This is a genomic window from Corynebacterium sp. HMSC28B08 (genome assembly GCF_001806865.1).
GTDB classification, from domain to species: domain Bacteria; phylum Actinomycetota; class Actinomycetes; order Mycobacteriales; family Mycobacteriaceae; genus Corynebacterium; species Corynebacterium auriscanis.
The window spans coordinates 119732-138169 of sequence record NZ_KV786158.1 but is presented as its reverse complement, the minus strand read 5'-3'; the positions used below and the strand labels follow the sequence as shown (position 1 = coordinate 138169).

At 57.7% G+C, this 18438-nt stretch carries 16 protein-coding genes; 9 read left to right on the top strand and 7 right to left on the bottom strand.

Annotated features, from left to right (window positions below; genetic code table 11):
* The coding region (locus tag HMPREF3098_RS11640; protein WP_210385924.1) for a hypothetical protein at nucleotides 1-442 on the top strand (442 nt) is incomplete at its 5' end.
* Between the two features lie 29 nt (nucleotides 443-471).
* Nucleotides 472-630, top strand: coding sequence for a hypothetical protein (locus tag HMPREF3098_RS11480; protein ID WP_168155976.1), 159 nt, complete (start codon nucleotides 472-474; stop codon nucleotides 628-630).
* Nucleotides 631-633: 3 nt separating this feature from the next.
* Here HMPREF3098_RS11480 and HMPREF3098_RS02605 read toward each other — a convergent pair whose 3' ends face one another.
* A complete protein-coding gene (locus HMPREF3098_RS02605; protein WP_070433869.1) occupies nucleotides 634-2142 on the bottom strand; it encodes a GH32 C-terminal domain-containing protein in 1509 nt (502 codons plus the stop codon).
* A gap of 147 nt (nucleotides 2143-2289) precedes the next feature.
* On the bottom strand, nucleotides 2290-3483 hold the full coding sequence (glgA, locus tag HMPREF3098_RS02600) for a glycogen synthase (protein ID WP_070433868.1): 1194 nt from the start codon (nucleotides 3481-3483) through the stop codon (nucleotides 2290-2292).
* A 145-nt stretch (nucleotides 3484-3628) separates the two neighbouring features.
* On the opposite strand from glgA, the gene glgC reads away from it, so the two are divergent.
* Nucleotides 3629-4846: a glucose-1-phosphate adenylyltransferase gene (gene glgC / locus HMPREF3098_RS02595; RefSeq protein ID WP_070433925.1), complete on the top strand. Its 1218-nt coding sequence runs from the start codon at nucleotides 3629-3631 to the stop codon at nucleotides 4844-4846.
* Nucleotides 4847-5003: 157 nt separating this feature from the next.
* On the opposite strand, the gene HMPREF3098_RS02590 is transcribed toward glgC, so the two are convergent.
* Nucleotides 5004-5684: an O-methyltransferase gene (locus HMPREF3098_RS02590; RefSeq protein WP_070433867.1), complete on the bottom strand. Its 681-nt coding sequence runs from the start codon at nucleotides 5682-5684 to the stop codon at nucleotides 5004-5006.
* A gap of 187 nt (nucleotides 5685-5871) precedes the next feature.
* On the opposite strand from HMPREF3098_RS02590, the gene sigE reads away from it, so the two are divergent.
* From sigE to HMPREF3098_RS02575, 3 genes are all read left to right on the top strand, one after another.
* The gene (gene sigE / locus HMPREF3098_RS02585; protein WP_070433866.1) at nucleotides 5872-6465 is read left to right on the top strand and encodes an RNA polymerase sigma factor SigE; all 594 of its coding nucleotides are present in this window, start codon (nucleotides 5872-5874) and stop codon (nucleotides 6463-6465) included.
* Nucleotides 6466-6496: 31 nt separating this feature from the next.
* Complete coding sequence (locus tag HMPREF3098_RS10900; protein ID WP_083283976.1) at nucleotides 6497-6880, top strand: zf-HC2 domain-containing protein; 384 nt, start codon at nucleotides 6497-6499, stop codon at nucleotides 6878-6880.
* Nucleotides 6881-6964: 84 nt separating this feature from the next.
* Nucleotides 6965-7750: a twin-arginine translocase TatA/TatE family subunit gene (locus tag HMPREF3098_RS02575; protein ID WP_246815819.1), complete on the top strand. Its 786-nt coding sequence runs from the start codon at nucleotides 6965-6967 to the stop codon at nucleotides 7748-7750.
* 130 nt (nucleotides 7751-7880) lie between these two features.
* Here the strand turns inward: HMPREF3098_RS02575 and HMPREF3098_RS02570 are convergent, their stop codons facing one another.
* Nucleotides 7881-9011 (bottom strand): Mrp/NBP35 family ATP-binding protein, encoded by a 1131-nt coding sequence (locus tag HMPREF3098_RS02570; RefSeq protein WP_035114131.1) that lies wholly within the window; start codon nucleotides 9009-9011, stop codon nucleotides 7881-7883.
* Between the two features lie 187 nt (nucleotides 9012-9198).
* Here HMPREF3098_RS02570 and HMPREF3098_RS02565 point away from each other — a divergent pair, with 187 nt between their 5' ends.
* Together HMPREF3098_RS02565 and HMPREF3098_RS02560 are read left to right on the top strand one after the other, a co-directional pair.
* On the top strand, nucleotides 9199-9390 hold the full coding sequence (locus HMPREF3098_RS02565; RefSeq protein WP_141739642.1) for a hypothetical protein: 192 nt from the start codon (nucleotides 9199-9201) through the stop codon (nucleotides 9388-9390).
* Between the two features lie 31 nt (nucleotides 9391-9421).
* Nucleotides 9422-10132, top strand: coding sequence for a hypothetical protein (locus tag HMPREF3098_RS02560; RefSeq protein ID WP_070433863.1), 711 nt, complete (start codon nucleotides 9422-9424; stop codon nucleotides 10130-10132).
* A gap of 127 nt (nucleotides 10133-10259) precedes the next feature.
* Here HMPREF3098_RS02560 and HMPREF3098_RS02555 read toward each other — a convergent pair whose 3' ends face one another.
* From HMPREF3098_RS02555 to HMPREF3098_RS02545, 3 genes are all read right to left on the bottom strand, one after another.
* A complete protein-coding gene (locus HMPREF3098_RS02555) occupies nucleotides 10260-11843 on the bottom strand; it encodes an amino acid permease (RefSeq protein WP_246815818.1) in 1584 nt (527 codons plus the stop codon).
* 274 nt (nucleotides 11844-12117) lie between these two features.
* The gene (locus HMPREF3098_RS02550) at nucleotides 12118-15816 is read right to left on the bottom strand and encodes a multifunctional oxoglutarate decarboxylase/oxoglutarate dehydrogenase thiamine pyrophosphate-binding subunit/dihydrolipoyllysine-residue succinyltransferase subunit (protein WP_070433862.1); all 3699 of its coding nucleotides are present in this window, start codon (nucleotides 15814-15816) and stop codon (nucleotides 12118-12120) included.
* 228 nt (nucleotides 15817-16044) lie between these two features.
* Nucleotides 16045-16818 (bottom strand): hypothetical protein, encoded by a 774-nt coding sequence (locus tag HMPREF3098_RS02545; RefSeq protein WP_070433861.1) that lies wholly within the window; start codon nucleotides 16816-16818, stop codon nucleotides 16045-16047.
* Between the two features lie 58 nt (nucleotides 16819-16876).
* Between HMPREF3098_RS02545 and HMPREF3098_RS02540 the strand changes: the two genes are divergently transcribed.
* The gene (locus HMPREF3098_RS02540; RefSeq protein WP_035114122.1) at nucleotides 16877-18391 is read left to right on the top strand and encodes a carboxylesterase/lipase family protein; all 1515 of its coding nucleotides are present in this window, start codon (nucleotides 16877-16879) and stop codon (nucleotides 18389-18391) included.
* Nucleotides 18392-18438: the final 47 nt, after the last annotated feature.

The window sequence follows — 18438 nt, the reverse complement described above, 5'->3', positions numbered from 1 at the left end:
CGGGAACCGCGTTGGTAGTGCTGTCGGCAACAGCCTTGTCGGGTGCAAACAAGTGGGCCAACATATCGATGCGCAACTAGGCAGCGGAGCCTACAGCTGCGAATCCCGGGTCCGTGACCACTGTGGAACCGGGAGTGTCCCCATAGAGGTTGTCAACTCCGCGGGTGAGATTGTTCGGGTTGCAGGAGGCGAATTCGGGAAGGGTATGGGAGGTTCTTTCGAACGTCCCGGTGCCGGTATTCTCACGTTGACCAATGCCGGTGCCGGTATTCTCACGTTGACCAATGCCGGTGCCGGTATTCTCACGATGACCAATCCTGGTGCCGGTATTCTCACGATGACCAATGAATGTGCAGCAGAAGTCCGACAAAATTGCCGCATTTTGTCAGAGTTCTGCTGCACATTTTGCGTACTAGCGCGTGGGCGGGGGGTGGCCCGGTGAGATGTGGGCGGGGGGTGGCCCGGTGAGATATGGGTGGTGGACATCTCGTACCCAAATCGTTCGTAATCGGGGTGCCCGGCGGCGGAACTGCTGCCAACATCGGGGTGCCCGACGGCGGAACTGCTGCCAACATCGAGGTGCCCGACGGTGGAACTGCTACCAACCGCAATGGGGCAGCAGCTGAGTGAACACTACAGTTCCTCGTCCACCCCCGTTGCGAGCTCGCGGTCCGCGAGCAGAGCTTCGCGCATAAAACGCTCTTGCTCCTCTGGCGAAGTTAGCCCAGCGTTGCGTCGCTGGATTTCCTTGCCCTTAGTGCGCATGCTGGCGATGACCTTTGCGCCATCGTGCGCTTTGACTTCAATGGCACTAGCGGGTTGCTCGGAGAGCACCGTGCTGGTCAACGTGGCAGACCCACCATCAGCGAATACTTCACACACCGGCCCGTCCACGAAGATCGCCAAGGTATCGCTATCCGCGTCGTCCAAAGGCGCACTGACTGTGTTCACCCCGTCACGGGCAATGCTAATTTCATTTGCCGTGTAGGTGATCGTCAGCACTACCTTCCCGTCTTGGTTAACTAGATCGGCCACAACCTTGCCCTTGCTGGCATCCAGTTGTGCGGTGTAGATGATTCCGTAGTCGGAGAACCCGCGAACGGCAGCGGGAGCACCCACGATGTCTTGGTAAAGCTTGCCATCGGCCAATGTCAGATGACGGGGCGCCGATAGGCAGTTGGCCCACGAGTCCACACCCACAGCTTGCGGATGCGTTCCTACTAGACCAAACATAACGGTGCTTTCGCCTTGGATTATGCGAGGTCGAGTGAAATCCGGACCGAAATCGAGCGGTCGGAAATCGGTGGAGACGTGCAGGGTGTTGCCGTCCAGTGTTCCCACTAGGTAGCCAGCGGTCTCGCGCGACGGTGCAGATTCGTTGGGGAAGGTCACCACAACGACATCCTTGGCCTCACCGGTTACAACATCGTCCATTCGGACGATGCGCGGTGCGAATGGTCGGCTCGTGGGCAGCTTTGCGTCCCCTTCAAGCTGCAATGGCCCCTCAACCTTCCAGTTCTGGCGATCAGTAGAGCTCAACACCACGATGCGTGCTTCGGTTTCACCCTCCAGAGCCAACGCCACCATGACCCAGCCACCGAATTGCTCATGGGGGATCACACACGGTGTCACTAGATCGCGTACTGCGTAGGCTGAATCGTCAATCGAGATGGGGCCCAAGCGGCGGACGTGCGGGTCGATTGTGGACGGATCGTCCGAAACATCAATCATTTCGGAGATGTTGTCGATCGCTGCACGCTGGATCTGGAATTGGCGCGCCCCTTTATCCCCGTGGTCAATCTCTGACCCTAGAAGCTCACCGCGACCGGTTGCCTCACCCTGGTCGGCAGTGGTGCTAACAAAAAATAGTTCGACGCCCTCGTCCGTGCCTACCGACGATCCGGCTAGGATATCGATTTCATCGCCTTCGGGGGCCAGAACATCATCGCAAACGTCCCAGTCGTAGGCCACGGAGGAAGCTACCTGGTGCGCCCACTTTGCCCCAGAAGTCGGGGTGGGCCGGAACTGGTGGAACACGTGAATGGCGCCATCGGCGAAGATGGCGCCAGCCGGAGCTTCGAGCACACCGGTTTCTGCAGTGATGTGCAACTCCGGGCGGTTTAAGCGGAGGGAGTTTTCCATGTCCCCATGTATACCAGCGAACGTTGACGCGGGTCGGTGTCCTTAGAGACCCCAAACAACTATCTGAGGTGCTTATTAGGGGAGGGGTGGGCATATCCGCTACGGCAACGCAGGGAGTATCCGCTACAGCAATGCAGGAAGTATCCGCTACAGCAACGAACGGTATACGTCCACAGTTTGTTGAGCGATCGTGGCCCAACTGAAAGTATCCACAGCGCGGTCACGCCCAGCCTGCCCAAAAGCGCGTACTTTGCGGCGGTCGGCAACGAGGTCATTGGTAGCGCGAGCCAAGTCCTGCTCGAAGGCTTCGGCCTCGTGGGCGTCGTAATGAACCAAAGTGCCGGTAGAGCCATCCACCACAACCTCGGGAATGCCACCCACATCCGATGCGACAACTGCCGTTCCGCAGGCCATGGCCTCCAAGTTCACGATGCCGAGGGGTTCATAGATGGAAGGGCAGAGGAATACATCGGACGCCGTGAGGATTTCCTGCAAGTTTTCCTTAGGCAGCATTTCCTTGACCCAGAACACGCCATCGCGGTTGGACTGCAGCTCTTCGACCAGACCGGTAACCTCCGCCTCGATTTCCGGGGTGTCCGGTGCGCCTGCACATAAGACAACCTGGATCTCGCTATCCATGTGGCGTATAGCGCGCAATAGGTGCGGTACACCCTTTTGGCGCGTAATGCGACCGACGAAGCTGACGATGGGGCGGGAGGGGTCAACACCAATTTCCTGCAAGACGGAGCGGCCCGTGGTCTCTGCGGCCTCGGCGAAAATGGGGCGGGGCTGCCACAACTGCGAATCAATGCCGTTGAGTACTACGTGAATGCGATCCGGATCGATGGCTGGGTAGGCATCTAGAATCGCCTCTTTCATCTTGGCTGAGACCGCGATTACTGCATCGGCATTTTCCATCGCGTTCTTTTCCGACCACGAGGACACTAGGTAGCCTCCCCCGAGCTGTTCGCGCTTCCATGGGCGGTGTGGCTCTAGGGAGTGCGCGGTGGCTACGTGCGGGATCTCATTAAGCAGCGCGCCAACATGGCCACCGAGGCCGGTGTACCACGTGTGAGAGTGCACCACATCTACGGGCCCACCTGCATTGAGCTGGTTTGCCATGCGCAGACCCGTGGAGAGGGTCTGCACGGAAGCATTGGCGTTTTTCAATTCTGGGTCCACGCCGTGAACGTAGACGTTTTCTTCTTGGCGAGGACCACCCATGCAGTGGACGTCGACAGTCTCCAATTCCCGCATGTGCCGTACCAATTCGGTAACGTGCACGCCGGCTCCGCCGTAAATCTCCGGTGGGTATTCTTTGGTCAGCATCGCGATACGCATATCTATGACTTTAAGCCACGCTTAAACAAGTTTCCCGTCGTAAGCCACCCTGTTTGGGTAGGCCGGAAGTCAAAGGGTTCCCCGCAAAAGTGATGTGATCGATTTCGCCAAGCAAAACTCCGCGCGCGGCATTACGGTGGAAGGTGTGAAGAACACTCCGAACGTCTTGTCCATCGTTCTGGCGGGTGGTGAAGGTAAGCGCCTTTTCCCCTTTACCGCTGACCGCGCGAAGCCGGCAGTTCCCTTCGGCGGCAACTACCGCTTGATCGACTTTGTGCTGTCCAACTTGGTCAACGCCGGCTATTACAAGATCTGTGTGCTGACCCAGTACAAATCCCACTCCCTTGACCGCCACATTTCCCAATCGTGGCAGTTGTCGGGTCTGGCCGGACAATACATCACTCCAGTCCCGGCACAGCAACGCCTTGGCAAGCGCTGGTTTACCGGTAGTGCCGACGCGATCTTGCAGTCCCTTAACTTGGTTTACGATGAGCAGCCGGATTACATCATCGTCTTCGGCGCGGATCACGTGTACCGCATGGACCCTGCGCAAATGGTCAAGGAGCACATAGAGTCCGGTGCTGGGGTTACGGTCGCAGGCCTTCGGGTGCCTAGGTCCGACGCCACCGCGTTCGGCGTGATTCAGGCCGGTGATGACGGTCGCATCGAGCAATTCTTGGAGAAGCCGGCGGATCCTCCGAGCGTGCCGGATGATCCGGAAGTCTCATTCGCCTCGATGGGTAACTATGTGTTCACTGCTCAAGCACTGATTGAAGCGCTGTTGGAAGATTCCGAGAATGAAGCTTCCAATCACGATATGGGTGGTGACATCATCCCTATGCTCGTGGATAAGGGCCAGGCGCAGGTCTACGACTTCTCCTCGAACTACGTGCCAGGTGAAACCGACCGCGACAAGGGATACTGGCGTGACGTGGGTACGGTGGATGCTTTCTACGAAGCGCACATGGACCTCATTAGCGTTCACCCTATCTTCAACCTGTATAACCAGCAGTGGCCAATTCACACTGCAGAGACCGGTAACTTGCCACCGGCCAAGTTCGTCAAGGGCGGAATCGCGCAGTCGTCCATGGTTTCGGCGGGTTGCATCATTTCCGCCGGTACCGTTCGTAACTCCGTGCTGAGCGAGAATGTGATTGTGGATGAGGGCGCAACAGTGGAAGGCTGTGTGATCATGCCTGGCGTGCGTATCGGTAAGGGTGCGGTTGTACGTCACGCAATCATCGATAAAAACGTTGTCATTTCCGATGGTCAGATTGTCGGCGTGGACCGCTCGTTGGATGAGCAACGGTTCAAGGTCTCTGATGGCGGCGTGGTCTGTATTGGAAAGAACCAGCGGGTTTAGTCTCGGGTTCTCGAACTGGGGGGCGCCGCAGCAGGCTGAAGCTCAGCGCGATGGAGATTCACCTCGCTCAGCTTGTTGGCGGTGTGCTGATTAGCTGCGTTAGGCCTATGGGGCGCTGATTAGCAGCGTTAGCTCTGCGGGGCGCTGATTAGCTGTGTTAGTTCTGCGGGGCGCTGACCTTTGTCAGCAACGTTAGCCCCGCGCCCAAGGGCAGGCGCGAAACCTGAACGCCCTCCAGTTCGCGGAAGAACTCGTCTGCTTCCCGAGCTGCCGTGGTTTGCCGGTCCGTGCGGGACTCATCGCCAATGAGGCCATCAACCAGCGTGTCCATGAGGACGATCAAGCCACCCGGTCGGAGCGCGGGTAGCGTGGCTCTCACCAGTGGAATGAGGTCTTCCTCATGGGCTTCAGCTACGGCGAGATCGTAGCTTTCCTGCGCGAGGCGGCTCACAACATCGAGTGGAGAGCTAGGGAGAAAGCGGAAGCTGTTGGGTCGCTTTCCGGATGCCGCAAAAGCTTCCTTCGCCAACTGTTGGTATTGCACCTCCGGTTCAATGCACGTGAGGTGACCGTCGGACATGCCGGCGAATAAGTAGGATCCAACCACACCGGATGCGCTGCTCATCACGATTGCAGTGGGGGTGTGTCCAGCGAGAGTCGCGGAGCTCCCAGCATGCGCGGCTAGGAATGTGAGAAATTCGCCCGTAATTGTGTCCGGGTACATCAGCCCAAATTCCTCGGCGGCTTCTATTGCGACGAGGAGCGCTTCATCGTGGTTCGTCGTGCGGTTGACGTGAGCGACGATGGCTTGTTCGGGGGTTGCAGATGAGGCATTCACAAGGAACAAGCCTAGGGGAGGAATACGGGTACATTGCGCTGGGTACGCGGCATGTCTGCGTGTGGCGTCGAAAAAAGAAAAGCGAGTGAACTGCCGTGACTGCTGTGACCGACGAGGTTTGAGATTCACAGGTAAGAAACAGGTCGAGATTAGATTTTTGGGAGGGAAATAAGTCACAATAAGAGACATGAGTGACTCGATTGCGGCCGGAGCTAGTACCGCGGATTTTGATGCCGGAATCGGAAAAATGCCAACGTGGGAGCAGTTGGTTAACGAACACGCCGATAGTGTGTATCGCTTGGCGTACAGGCTCTCGGGCAACCAGCAGGATGCCGAAGACCTCACCCAAGACACATTCATGCGAGTATTTCGCAGTCTGAAGAATTACCAACCGGGGACATTTGAAGGCTGGTTGCATCGCATTACCACCAACTTGTTCCTCGATATGGTCCGGCGACGTTCCACCATCCGCATGGAGGAGTTGCCCGAGGATTACGACCGAGTAGAGGGTACGATTGCTGCTCCTGATGTGGCGTACGAGATGAACAATATCGATCCAGCATTAGAACAAGCGCTGGACCAGCTGTCGCCCGAATTCCGTGTTGCAGTTGTACTGTGTGATGGCATGGGAATGAGCTACGACGAGATTTCCCGTACATTGGGTCTAAAATTGGGAACAGTTCGTTCCCGGATTCACCGCGCCCGTGCGCAGCTTCGCAGTCACCTGCAGCGCGAAGCTGGGCAGCTAACATTCGTGCCAGCGGAAGCGGTGAATAGTTAAGTCAGCGGTTGGCCACCAGAAAGGAGTAGTCGTGGCATCTTTCTTGGACGATTTCAATCGTGAACTGTCCGTGGACCACCTCTCCCTCGAGGCCATCGCGGCGCTCGTCGACAACGAGCTCAGCCCGAAAGCAGAGCACCGTGCCAAGGTGCATTTGGTGCACTGCGAGCAGTGCCGAGAAGAAGTCAATGCGCAGCGGGTGGCCGCTGAGCGACTTCGAGAGCACGAAGTTCCGGTCCGGGCTAGCGGAACCTTGCGCGAGAAACTAGCGAGAATTCCCGAAGCTGCGACCGTAGGCAGTGCACAACCCGCAGTCGCTCATGGCAAACGGACTTTCGCCGCTGACGGATGCCGGCGACCGGAGACTCTTTCCGATCGGGTGGGATTGATTTTGCGGAGGCTTTCACAGCGCTAGTGGGGCCCGCCTGGGGTATACGCTGGGAACAGTGAACAGTTTTGATCGAGCGAGTCGCAGTGGCTGTGAGTTAAGGTAAAGAGCGTGTTTTCAAGTGTTGGATGGGTAGAGCTTGCGATAATTTTCGTGGTCGCTCTATTGGTTATCGGCCCAGAGCGACTGCCAGGATTGATCAAAGAGCTCCGAGCAATCATGCTGGCGATTCGGAATGCCGTTGGCGAAGCCCGGCAACAATTGGATGGCGAATTCGGCGAGGAAATTCGCGAGTTCTCCGAGCCCCTCGCGGAATTGAACAGCGTGCGACAGATGGGCGCACGCGGATTCATCACCAAGACACTTTTTGACGGCGACGAAAGCTACCTGACGTCCCTCGACGACACGAAAAACCAGTTCCGCGATACCGTCGAAACGATTCGACAGCCTAACCTGCGGGATACCCTACGCGGAGCGGGGGCAGGAACTAACGCTAGTGCAAGTGGACAACAGGGAACCGGGGCTCAGGGTGGCGTCGAGATAACACAGCAAGCAACCGCAGGAGAATCGCGAGAGCAAGTCCGCACGGGTGGTGAAAGCCCAGTACAACAGGCGGCGGATCACCTCGCCATGGAGGCTCGTGCAGGTGGGGCGGGCTCTGGTATTGCTGGGAACATCGGTGGCGACCACATTGCGGGTGCTCAAAGGAGGGGAGAGCAGGGCGCGGGCGTGCAAACTAATGCTGCCCAGGCCGCGGGGTCCGCCCAGGCCACAGGGTCCACGCAGACCGCGGGGGCAGTTGTACCAGTATCGGAAAACACCAAATCCCAACCACCCCAGGCGACTACCGGCGGCGGGCAAACCGGCAATGCTGGTGGTTGGGACGATGTGATCTAAAACAACGTCGTTTCTGTGGGGCAACCCACCCCCAGGGTGAAAGGTCACACTCGGGCGACTGGTTTAACCCCGCGACGGGATATAACTCTAAAGAGGGGCGAACCCCGCCGAAATAAACCTTCCTAGCGGCTTACTTGCGCGTGACCCCAAGGTTGAGCGACTTACCGGCCAACGACGAGCGCCGCATCGACAGGTGATCGGCGATCCCACCGAAGGCGATGGCGGCTTCACTTTCGGGTTCTGAGATGACGATGGGGTTACCCAAATCGCCACCGATACGGAGGTTGGGATCCAATGGGATTTGACCGAGCAGGGGAACCTTGGTGCCGGCAATCTTCGACAGTCGATCGGCGACAAACTGACCGCCGCCGGAGCCGAAGACCTCCATCTTGGAACCATCCGGCATGTTCATCCAGCTCATGTTCTCGATCACACCACCGATGCGCTGACGAGTCTGCTGGGAAATGGAACCGGCGCGCTCGGCGACCTCGGCGGCGGCAGCCTGCGGGGTGGTAACAATCAGCAACTCCGCATTCGGGACCAGCTGCGCCACGGAAATCGCCACATCTCCGGTTCCCGGTGGCAAGTCGAGTAATAGAATGTCCAAGTCGCCCCAGAACACGTCACCTAGGAATTGTTGAATCGCACGGTGCAGCATAGGGCCACGCCACACGACCGGGGAGTTATCGCCCAGGAAGTGCCCAATGGAAATCAACTTCACACCGTGGGCCTGCAACGGCATGATCATCTCATCAACCTGGTGTGGCTTATCTGTGCTGCCCATCAGGTGAGGGATGGAGTGGCCGTAAATATCGGCATCAATGATGCCGACCTTCAGCCCGCGCTTGGCCAAGCCCACGGCGAGGTTGACCGTCACGCTGGACTTACCCACGCCACCCTTACCGGAGGCAATGGCGTACACGCGGGTGGTGGAATCTGGTTGAGCGAAGGGAATAACCGGATCGGCGGAATCTCCGCGAACCTTCATGCGCAGTTCGCGGCGCTGGTCATCGTTCATCACGTCGGTGGTGACGGTGGCCTTTTCCACGCCATCGACGGATTCGGTAGCCTGCTGAGTTCTCTCAACCAGGTGGTTTTTCATCGGGCAACCGGCGATGGTGAGGTAGATTTCTACGGCTACATCGGAACCGTTGATCTCGATTGACTTCACCATACCGAGCTCGGTTATCGGCTTATTAAGCTCGGGATCCTCTACGCGGGATAGCGCGCTGCGGACAGCGGATTCAGTTACTTGAGACATGATGATTGTTAGTCTAACGCACCCTGTGTACTGGGCTAACTCCACGGGGTGCAACAGCAACTGCATCAACAGTCGAGTGAAGAACAGTCCGGGGTGGGGAGTAAACTAGACGGGGATTATAGATTGTGTTGGAAGGCAGATTTTAGTGCACCTTATCGGGCGATTGTTCTGCGGTGGATTGGTTGGTGTGGCCATTTTTTTCCTCCTTGTTGGCCATTCCTTCGTAGGCGTGTATACCGTTGCAGCCGCAGTGGCATTGATTGCTGTGGTTCTTGCCGGCCGTGCTCCCGTAGCTGGAGAGGGTTTTCGGCTCCGCTCACTGTGGAATATCGTGCCCGTCATGGCATTTGCTGTTGCCTACTACCTGACGTGGTTCTAAGCTCCGCCTCGAAAGCCAGATAGGGAATACTATGAACGCCAGCGCTCCAGTTCGTGGACCAATCGCATCCACTATCGCGCGCCAAGCCAAGACCTGTGCAGTGATGTTGATGGTCGCGGCGATGGGCGTCGCAGTAAGTAGCTGCCACGGTAGTAGTGACGTGGTCCTCCGTTTGGGCGTGCCACAAGGGGGTGTAGCGCCGGCGAAGATGGAGCAGCGGGAGGTCGATTCCCTGGGGTTGTACTACCTGCACGCGCTGGAGAAGACGGATCCCGAGACCGAAACTCAATTCAAGCTTGATCGGGTAGTTGTCGACCCCAAGGAGCGGATAACGGATCTTCGCACCGGAAAGATTGGGGTGACTTTCGGTTGCGTGGGGGAACTGTTGGATTTACTCGACGCCCACAAGGCCCAGCAGCTTCGTGAACTGTATAGGAAAGAAGAAAAGCCCGATTTGGCGAAGTGGCGCGACATTACCCACAGCACAATGATGGCGGCCCTGCCTGCTGGGGTGGCTGCTTCGGATCCGGGGATTGCAAGTATTTGCCTCGACGAAAGCCTGCCGCAAAACATTGTGGCGCTGTATGACAACGAGGTACTCAAACGGTTCGACCGGCGGCAATTGAACAATGTGGCCGGCGGTGTGAGCACCGAGATGCTGGGGCGTTCGGAGCCTGCACTGCAGGCAACGGAACCCGGTAACGAGGAGGAAACCGCTTCGCAGGCGCAGGAAAACGAATAGCTAACTCGCAGGTGCGGGGGGGAGCGTATGGGCGCCCGGGGTGGTGCGGTTGGCTAAGGGGGCCTGGTGCGGTTGGCTTAGGGGGGCCTGGTGCGGGCGGGGAGGCGGGGTGCGGGCGGAGGAATGGTCAGGCGGGCGCGAGCTCGCCCTGAGCCTTGCCGGGCTTCATGAAAAAGTAAAAACCGCTCATAATAACGATGAATCCGGCACCGGTTGCCAAGGAAACGCGGAACTCCTCGATCCATGCCAGCACACCGAAGGCCACCATGATCATGGCGATTGCGAAGTATTGGCCGATGGGCCACAGGGGTACGCGGTACTGGATCGCAGATACTTGCTCTGCGTTGAGTCCGCGACGGGAAGCCACGTGGGAGAGAAGGATCATCAACCAGACGAACACCGTCGCAAACGTAGCCAATGAGGCGAAGATGGTGAAGATCCTCTCCGGAATCATGGCGTTGAGGACAACGCCCACAACGAGGATGAGGAGGAGCACGGCGGTGGTGATGACGGGCACATCGCCGGAGGTTTTCTTCATGAACTGCGGTGCAAGCCGCTGTTTCGCTAGGCCCGTGAGAACGCGACCAGCGCCGAAGATATCCGCGTTGATAGCTGAAACTGCGGCGGTTATCACCACGACGTTGAGCAGGGCGGCGGCCCACGTGATGCCCAGCGAACTAAAGATCTGAACAAACGGCGACTGCTCGCCATCAATCGTGCGCCAAGGGTTGATCAGCAAGATGATCAAGATGGACAACACGTAGAACAGCAGAATACGGAAGGGAACGGTGTTGATCGCTTTGGGCACTGCCTTTCGTGGATTATCAGTCGAGGCGCCGGCCACACCGATGATCTCCGTACCACCGAAGGCGAAGAGTACAAGAATATATGCTCCAAGGAAGCCCCCGAAACCGTTAGGGAAGAATCCGCCATCATTCACCAAGTTGCCGGGGCCCGTCGAATGAGAATCGGACAACCCGAATATGATAACGGCCGCCCCACCTAGGATCATGGCTACGACGGCGCCCACCTTAACCAGCGTGAGTCCGAACTCTAGTTCACCGAACATCTTGGTGCTGGCGATGTTCGCAGCGCCCACGAGCAACAGCGTGGCGGCGACCCACACCCAGGCGTCTACATCAGGGAACCAGAACCTCATGTAGATGCCGATGGCGGAAAGGTCCGCTAGACAAACGATGATCATTTCAAGAGCAAACATCCAGCCGGTGATGAATCCGGCCCAGCTGCCCAAGTAGCGTGTGGCGTATTCGGCAAAGGAACCGGAATGTGGGTTACGCAGTACGAGTTCGCCAAGCCCACGCAGCATGAAGTAAACGACCGCGCCGCCGATGATGTACATGAACAGTACCGATGGCCCCGCTGCTTGGATGGCTGACGAGGAACCATAGAACAAACCGGTGCCAATGGCTGACCCTAGAGCGATGAAGTGAAGGTGGCGGTGTTTCAGACCGCCTGTACGACGTGTGGGGCGGCCCGGGGGGTCTGTGTGAGTCGGGTCAAGTGTGGCCACACCACCCGCATGGTTGGTTGTGCTCGTATTGGCTGAATGCGTGGTTGGGCCAGCAGCAGTCTCGTCACCATGAGGGGTAGCGTTTCCGGTGTTGCTACCGGAGGCAGTGGGATTGGAAGAATCGTGTGAAGTGGCACTGTCATTCATACTGCGTGAGGCGCCGGTTTCCGGATTGGCCATGATTATTGCCCTTTCTCTTCAGGCGGTCATCGCACGGTGGCTTCATCTCTGTAGTTGAACGCTGAAGTGGGTGCGCACAGTGAAATGAGGCTTTCTATTGGGGATAATGCAACCTTATGAGAATAGGGCGATGGGGAGCCAATAGGGGTAACTATGAATGAAAAACACCGCCCGACCCCAGGGTGGGGACGGGCGGTGTGTGATGCGGCTAGCTTTTGGCTAGTCCCGGGAAGGAGTTACGTTTCTCCAATGGCGCAACGAGGCTAGGTTTGGTCTAGTCGCGGAACGCTTCTTCGATGAGTTGCTTCTGCTCCAGCTGGTGCACCTTTGCAACGCCAGTAGCAGTCGAAGCTTGTGCGCGGCGGGAAACGCGCTTGAGCTTCAGGCCTGGCAGGTACTCCGGCAATTCCAGAGCCAGGAATGGCCAAGGACCCTGGTTAGCAGGCTCATCCTGGACCCAGCGCACCTCGGCGTTCGGGTAGTTTTCCAGTGCAGCCTTAATCCGGTTGTATGGGACGGGGTGCAGCATTTCTACACGGACGATGGCGACATCGTCGCGGTTGTCCTCTTGGCGCTTCTTCTCCAAGTCGTAGTAAACCTTGCCCGAGCACATCAGAACGTAGCGAATCTTTTCGTTCTTACCGTTCTGATTTGGATCGTCGATGACGGACTGGAACTTCTTTACCTCGGTGAAGTCCTCCACGCTGGACACAGCTGCCTTGTTACGCAGCATGGACTTTGGCGTAAATACAACCAAAGGACGCTTCAGGCTGCCCAATGCGTGGCGACGCAGCAGGTGGAAGTAGTTGGCCGGTGTGGAAGGCTGGGCAATGGTCCATGTGCCCTCTGCGGACATCTGCAGGAAGCGCTCGATGCGGGCGGAGGAGTGGTCAGGACCCTGGCCCTCGTAACCGTGAGGCAGCAACAGCACGAGGCTGGAAATCTGACCCCACTTGGCCTCACCGGAAGATACGTACTCATCGATGATGGTTTGCGCACCGTTGGCGAAGTCACCGAACTGAGCTTCCCATGCAACCAGCGCGTCTGGGTTACCTACGGAGTAGCCGTACTCGAAGCCCATTCCGGCGAATTCCGTCAGTGCAGAGTTGTATGCCTCAAAACGGCCACCGTTTCCGGCTTCCTCTCCGAGCACCTGCAGTGGGTTGTAACGGTCGTGATCTTCGTGGTCGAACAGGACACAGTGGCGCTGGGTGAAAGTACCACGGAGCGTGTCCTCACCGACTAAACGAACCAGCTTGCCGCCCTCAACCAAGGAACCGAAGGCCAGAAGCTCACCGAATCCCCAGTCGATCTTGCCCTCGCGAGACATCTGCTTACGGCGCTTGATGACTGGCTTAACACGTGGGTGTGGCTCAAAGCCCTCAGGAACGTCGTAGAACAGGTCACCGATCTTTTCAACCAACTCGCGCGGGACGGAGGTATCTAGGCCGTGTGGCAACTCCTGGGATCGGGTGATACCCAGCTGCTCCTTGGCCTTGGCGCCCTTTTCGGCTTTGCGAACCTCGTTGAACACGGTCTCCAACTGATCGTGGAAGTCGCGCTGCACCTTCTCCGCATCCTCTTCGGAAAGGTCGCCACGGCCAATGAGGGCCTCAGTGTACTGCGCACGAGAAGTGGCCAGGTCGCCGATGATGTCGTACATCAATGGCTGGGTCATCGATGGGTCGTCTGCCTCGTTGTGACCACGGCGACGGTAGGTAACCAGGTCGATGAAGACATCCTTACCGAAGCGGTTGCGGTAATCGACAGCCAGTTGGGCAACCCATACGCAGGCCTCTGGGTCATCACCATTGACGTGGAATACCGGGCAATCAAAGCCCTTGGCCAGGTCGGTGGCGTAGTGGGTGGAACGGCCTGCATCTGGGGTGGTGGTGAAACCGATCTGGTTGTTTACAACGATGTGAACAGTACCACCGACGCTGTACGCATCCAGCTTGAACAGGTTGATGGTTTCCTGAACCACACCCAGACCGGCGAATGCTGCATCACCGTGTAGCAGAACTGGCATTACGGTGTGCATATCCTTGCCACGATCCAGCAGATCTTCCTTCGCGCGCGCGATGCCTTCCATGACTGGGTTAACAGCCTCGAGGTGGGAAGGGTTAGCTGCCAACGAGACGTCGATTTCGCCGTCGCCGAACATCTGGTGGTAGTGGCCCTTATCGCCCAAGTGGTACTTCACGTCTCCGGAACCACCAGCAGCAGCTGGGTCGATGTTGCCTTCGAACTCGGTGAAGATCTTGGAATAGGGCTTGCCAACGATGTTGGCAAGCACGTTCAGGCGACCACGGTGCGGCATTGCGATAACGACCTCGTCGAGGTCGGCTCCTGCTGCACGGTCGATGGCTGCATCCATCATTGGGATTAGGGTTTCGGCACCCTCTAGGGAGAAGCGCTTTTGGCCCACGTACTTGGTCTGCAGGAAGTTCTCAAACGCCTCGGCGGAATTGAGCTTCTGCAGAATGTACTTTTGTTCAGCAGGGGAGAAGGAAGCCTGGCCCTCTTCGATGCGGTCCTGCAACCACTGGCGCTCGGAGGCGTCCATGATGTGGGTGTACTCGGAACCAACCTTAAGGGTGTAGGCCTTGCGCAGTGTTGCGAGGACCTCGCGGAGGGTCATGGTTTCGCGACCGGCAAAGCCACCTACGTTGAAGGTGCGGTCGAAGTCCCACAGGGTCAATCCGTGAGATTCAATATTCAAGTCGGACTTGTCTGGCATGGGCAGGCCGGGGTGGGTCCACTGCAGTGGGTTGATGTCCGCCTTGAGGTGGCCGCGAGCGCGGTAAGCCTCGATCAGCTGCATAACACGGGTGGACTTATCCACTCCGATGTTCGGCAGGTCCTGGCTCCAGCGCACAGGAGCGTAAGGCACGCGCATGGACTCGAAAATGCTATCCCAGAACGCATCGTCAACAAGCAAACGGCTCATAGTGCGCAGGAACTCGCCGGACTCGGCGCCCTGGATGATGCGGTGGTCGTAAGTGGAGGTCATCGTGACCAACTTGCCGATGCCCATCTCGCCCAAACGGTCCTCGGATGCGCCGGCAAATTCAGCAGGGTAATCCATGGATCCCACACCGATAATGGCACCCTGCCCCTTGGTCAGGCGTGGCACGGAGTGGCGGGTGCCGATTCCACCTGGGTTGGTCAGCGAGATGGTGACTCCGCTGAAGTCATCCATCGTCAGCTTGCCCTTGCGTGCGCGAACAACAATGTCTTCGTACTTCTCTACGAACTCATTGAAGCCCAGCGTCTCGGCTTCCTTAATTGCGGCGACCACGAGGGAACGGGAGCCGTTCTTGGCTTGCATGTCGATAGCCAAGCCCAAGTTAATGTGCTCTGGGGTAACCAGGGTGGGCTTCCCATCCACCACCGCGTAACTATTGTTCATGTCTGGGTGCGCCTTGACAGCCTGGATCAGGGCGTAACCAATGATGTGCGTAAAGCTGATCTTGCCGCCACCGCGGGCAATGAGAGTTTCATTAAGTACTGCTCGGTTTTCGAACATGAGCTTCGCTGGCATATCCCGGACGGAGGTAGCCGTCGGGAGTTCCAGGGAAATGTCCATATTCTTGGCAACGGCTTTGGCCGGGCCACGCAGTACGGTCTCGCCTGGCTCCGGTGCCTCAACGGGCTGCTTCGGAGCTGGGGGAGCTACACGTGTTGGTATGGGTCGTGCGACCTTATGACGGGTACTGTCCACCTGAGTCTCTTTAGCCTTGGCCGTGGGAGCTTTGGTGTTGCTCTCTGGGGATGGCTGAACTGACTGGGTGGAGGCGCTGCCCGCAGCATTCTGCTGCTGGGTGGATGCCTTATTGTCAGAAGCACCCGCCGAACCGTTCTTCTCGAAAAATTCGCGCCAGTCGGCATCAACCGACTGCGGGTTCTGCTTGTACTGCTGGTACATTTCGTCTACCAGCCATTCGTTCTGACCGAAATTTGCGCTGCTCACAGCAGGTCCTCGCCTCTTTCTTTTATGACTTTAAAGTCCCGTCCAACCACCCTACTACAATTCGCTCTATAGCCTACGGCGTAGGGGGTTGGGCTGTTATTGAGATATATGCAGTTGAAACGCGCTTTATTATGCCCCCATAAAGGTGTGCGATGTCGCTGGCAGAGGAAGCCGGTCTGACGTCCGTGTTCAGCTGTCATCTCTTACTGGGTAGCAAGGTGGCTACGGCTACTCCACCGAGGTTTGCTGGCCGGCTTCCGCCACGAAACCGTGCACCTGCTCGATCATGGTCTTCGCGATGGCGCGGTTGGCGGTGACCCCTAAAACCAGGCCAATGCCGAACGGCATGATCTTGCGGAACATTCCCTTGGCGAAGGCCTTGCGTATCTGTCGCAAGGCCAACTTGCCCAGCACTCCGTTGATCATGGGCAAGTCTTTTTGGGGAGCCTTGGTTACACCGCGCAGGGACTTGACTGAGGCCATCGTGGACCCCTGAGACAATGCGCTAACCAGTTCATTGTCATCAGCGCCGGACACGGTCAGCAGTACGATCGCGCGACGCTTTTCCTCGTCATCAATGTTAATGCCGTGTAAGTGGGCAGATGCTAGGGAGTACAGTCCGCATGCCTCGAGTACTAACAGGGATTCACCACCGACGGCACCGATGGAAAGCAGGGTACCCAGGCCCGGAACGGCGGCAATACCACCGGTGCCTGCACCGGTGCCAGTCAGCAAGTTCATGAAGTGCTTGTCGAGAATCGCTTGCTTTTCGTCCAGCGACTTATCCGCGTTCTTCTCTGTCAGCTTTTGCACGTAAGACCGAATAGCGGGCGCTTGAATCTGTGCACTTCGGTCAATTGCGGCAAAGAATCGGGTGGCGATCAGACCGTTGGGGTAGCCGTTGGAGTTATTTCCCTGGCTACCCTGTTGGGATGCGGTGGAGGTATTGGATTGATCGCTCTTCCGACCGAAGGGTAGAAATTTCTTTAGTGGTGAATTCATAGCGTTTAGGCTACAGATTTTTCGTCCATCGGGGCGAGGTAGCAATTATGTTGGAAATGTGAAGTTCGCAAACCGTCCCATCGTTGAAACTGCCTCCGGTCCGATTGCGGGCATGGTTATTGAGGGGGTTTGTACGTGGCGGGGCATTCCCTATGGCACGGCCGCGCGCTGGGAGCCGCCACGTCCAGCCACGTGGAACGGGGTGTGGGACGGTACAGAGTATGGCCCGGTGGCACCTCAAACGACATACGGGTGGGGCGACCGTGTGGTCGGCGATGAATGCTGTTTGAATTTGGATGTGGTGCGCCCTTATTCCGACGCCCAGCTGCCCGTGGTCGTGTACTTCCATGGGGGCGGGTTTTTCTCGGGTGCATCCCACACGGCAGTGCTGAGGGGGTTCAATTTTTCTAAGGAGATTGATTGCGTCTACGTGGGGGTGAATTTCCGGCTGGGCACACTGGGGTACGTGGATCTTACGTCGCTCGGGTGGGAGGGGACGGAGCACTGGGAACCAAATCCCGCCTTGAGTGATCAGATTGCAGCATTGCGGTGGGTGCACCGGCATATTGCAGCGTTCGGAGGTGACCCCGCCCGGGTCACGCTCATGGGGGAATCCGCGGGTGGCGCGGCGATCGCAGCGTTGATGTCCAGTCCCGCATCACACGGTCTGTACGACCGAGTAATCATGCAGTCTGCCCCTGTGATGGGGGTTCACACAGCGGTACAGGCACGGGTGTGGGCGCGCAAGCTTGTGCAGTATTCGGGTCTTGTGCCACGCACGGCAACGGCAAAGGAGCTGAGGGCGGTGCCGGTGGCGGATGTCGTCCGGGCTGGACAGCAAATGCTGTGGCGCGGGGGAGGGCTCAAGGAGCTCAATCCATGTTTCGGCACGTCGATCGGGGGAGAGTTAATGCCGCGCCATCCTCTGCAACAGTTTAAGGAGGGCCGGCAGGCCCCCACACCTATGCTGATTGGTACCAACAATGATGAGCTCTCGGTGGCCCAGCTGCTCTATTTCTCCAAGGGTTCCCGGGCGGACGCAGCTCGTCGAATGCTGCAGGCTCATGATCCGGTGGGCTTTGATGAGATCTCAAATGCGTATGGCGATTTAGGGAAGCGATCGAACTTCGCTCACTTGTTGACGGATGCGGTGTTTTGGGCCCAGTCGGTTCGGCTGGCGGAATTGCATAGTCAACATGACCACGATGTGTGGATGTATCGGTACGACTACGCGCCGGCGATGCTGAGGAGGTTGGGTATTGGTGCTATGCACTCCATGGAGTTATCGGCGCTCTTTGGTGATACGGGTGCATCGAAGGCCAAATTATTACTGGGTCAAGAGCAGTCGGTGTTGACCGAGCAGATGCAGGAGGCTTGGGGTCGTTTCATTTGGGGTGACGATCCGGGGTGGGAAAGGTACGAGTTATCGAATCGTGCAACCAGGATTATGGAGCGCGAATCATTCACGGTGCACGATCCTCGCGCGGACGTCCGGCGGGCATGGCAGCATTTCCGCATGGATGGTTGGTCCGGTGATGAGAGCTCCGTGGCAATGCCCCGCCCAGGCCGATAGGGTGATCCCCCATGTTTTGTTTACTGATGGGACTGACATCGTGCACA

Bases quoted from the DNA above. Each gene is read 5' to 3' on its own strand.
- glgA (WP_070433868.1), bottom strand. From the start codon at position 3,483: ATGCGTATCGCGATGCTGACCAAAGAATACCCACCGGAGATTTACGGC.
- HMPREF3098_RS02560 (WP_070433863.1), top strand. From the start codon at position 9,422: ATGAACGCCAGCGCTCCAGTTCGTGGACCAATCGCATCCACTATCGCG.
- sigE (WP_070433866.1), top strand. From the start codon at position 5,872: ATGAGTGACTCGATTGCGGCCGGAGCTAGTACCGCGGATTTTGATGCC.
- HMPREF3098_RS02545 (WP_070433861.1), bottom strand. From the start codon at position 16,818: ATGAATTCACCACTAAAGAAATTTCTACCCTTCGGTCGGAAGAGCGAT.
- HMPREF3098_RS02570 (WP_035114131.1), bottom strand. From the start codon at position 9,011: ATGTCTCAAGTAACTGAATCCGCTGTCCGCAGCGCGCTATCCCGCGTA.
- HMPREF3098_RS02555 (WP_246815818.1), bottom strand. From the start codon at position 11,843: ATGGCCAATCCGGAAACCGGCGCCTCACGCAGTATGAATGACAGTGCC.
- HMPREF3098_RS11480 (WP_168155976.1), top strand. From the start codon at position 472: ATGGGTGGTGGACATCTCGTACCCAAATCGTTCGTAATCGGGGTGCCC.
- HMPREF3098_RS02605 (WP_070433869.1), bottom strand. From the start codon at position 2,142: ATGGAAAACTCCCTCCGCTTAAACCGCCCGGAGTTGCACATCACTGCA.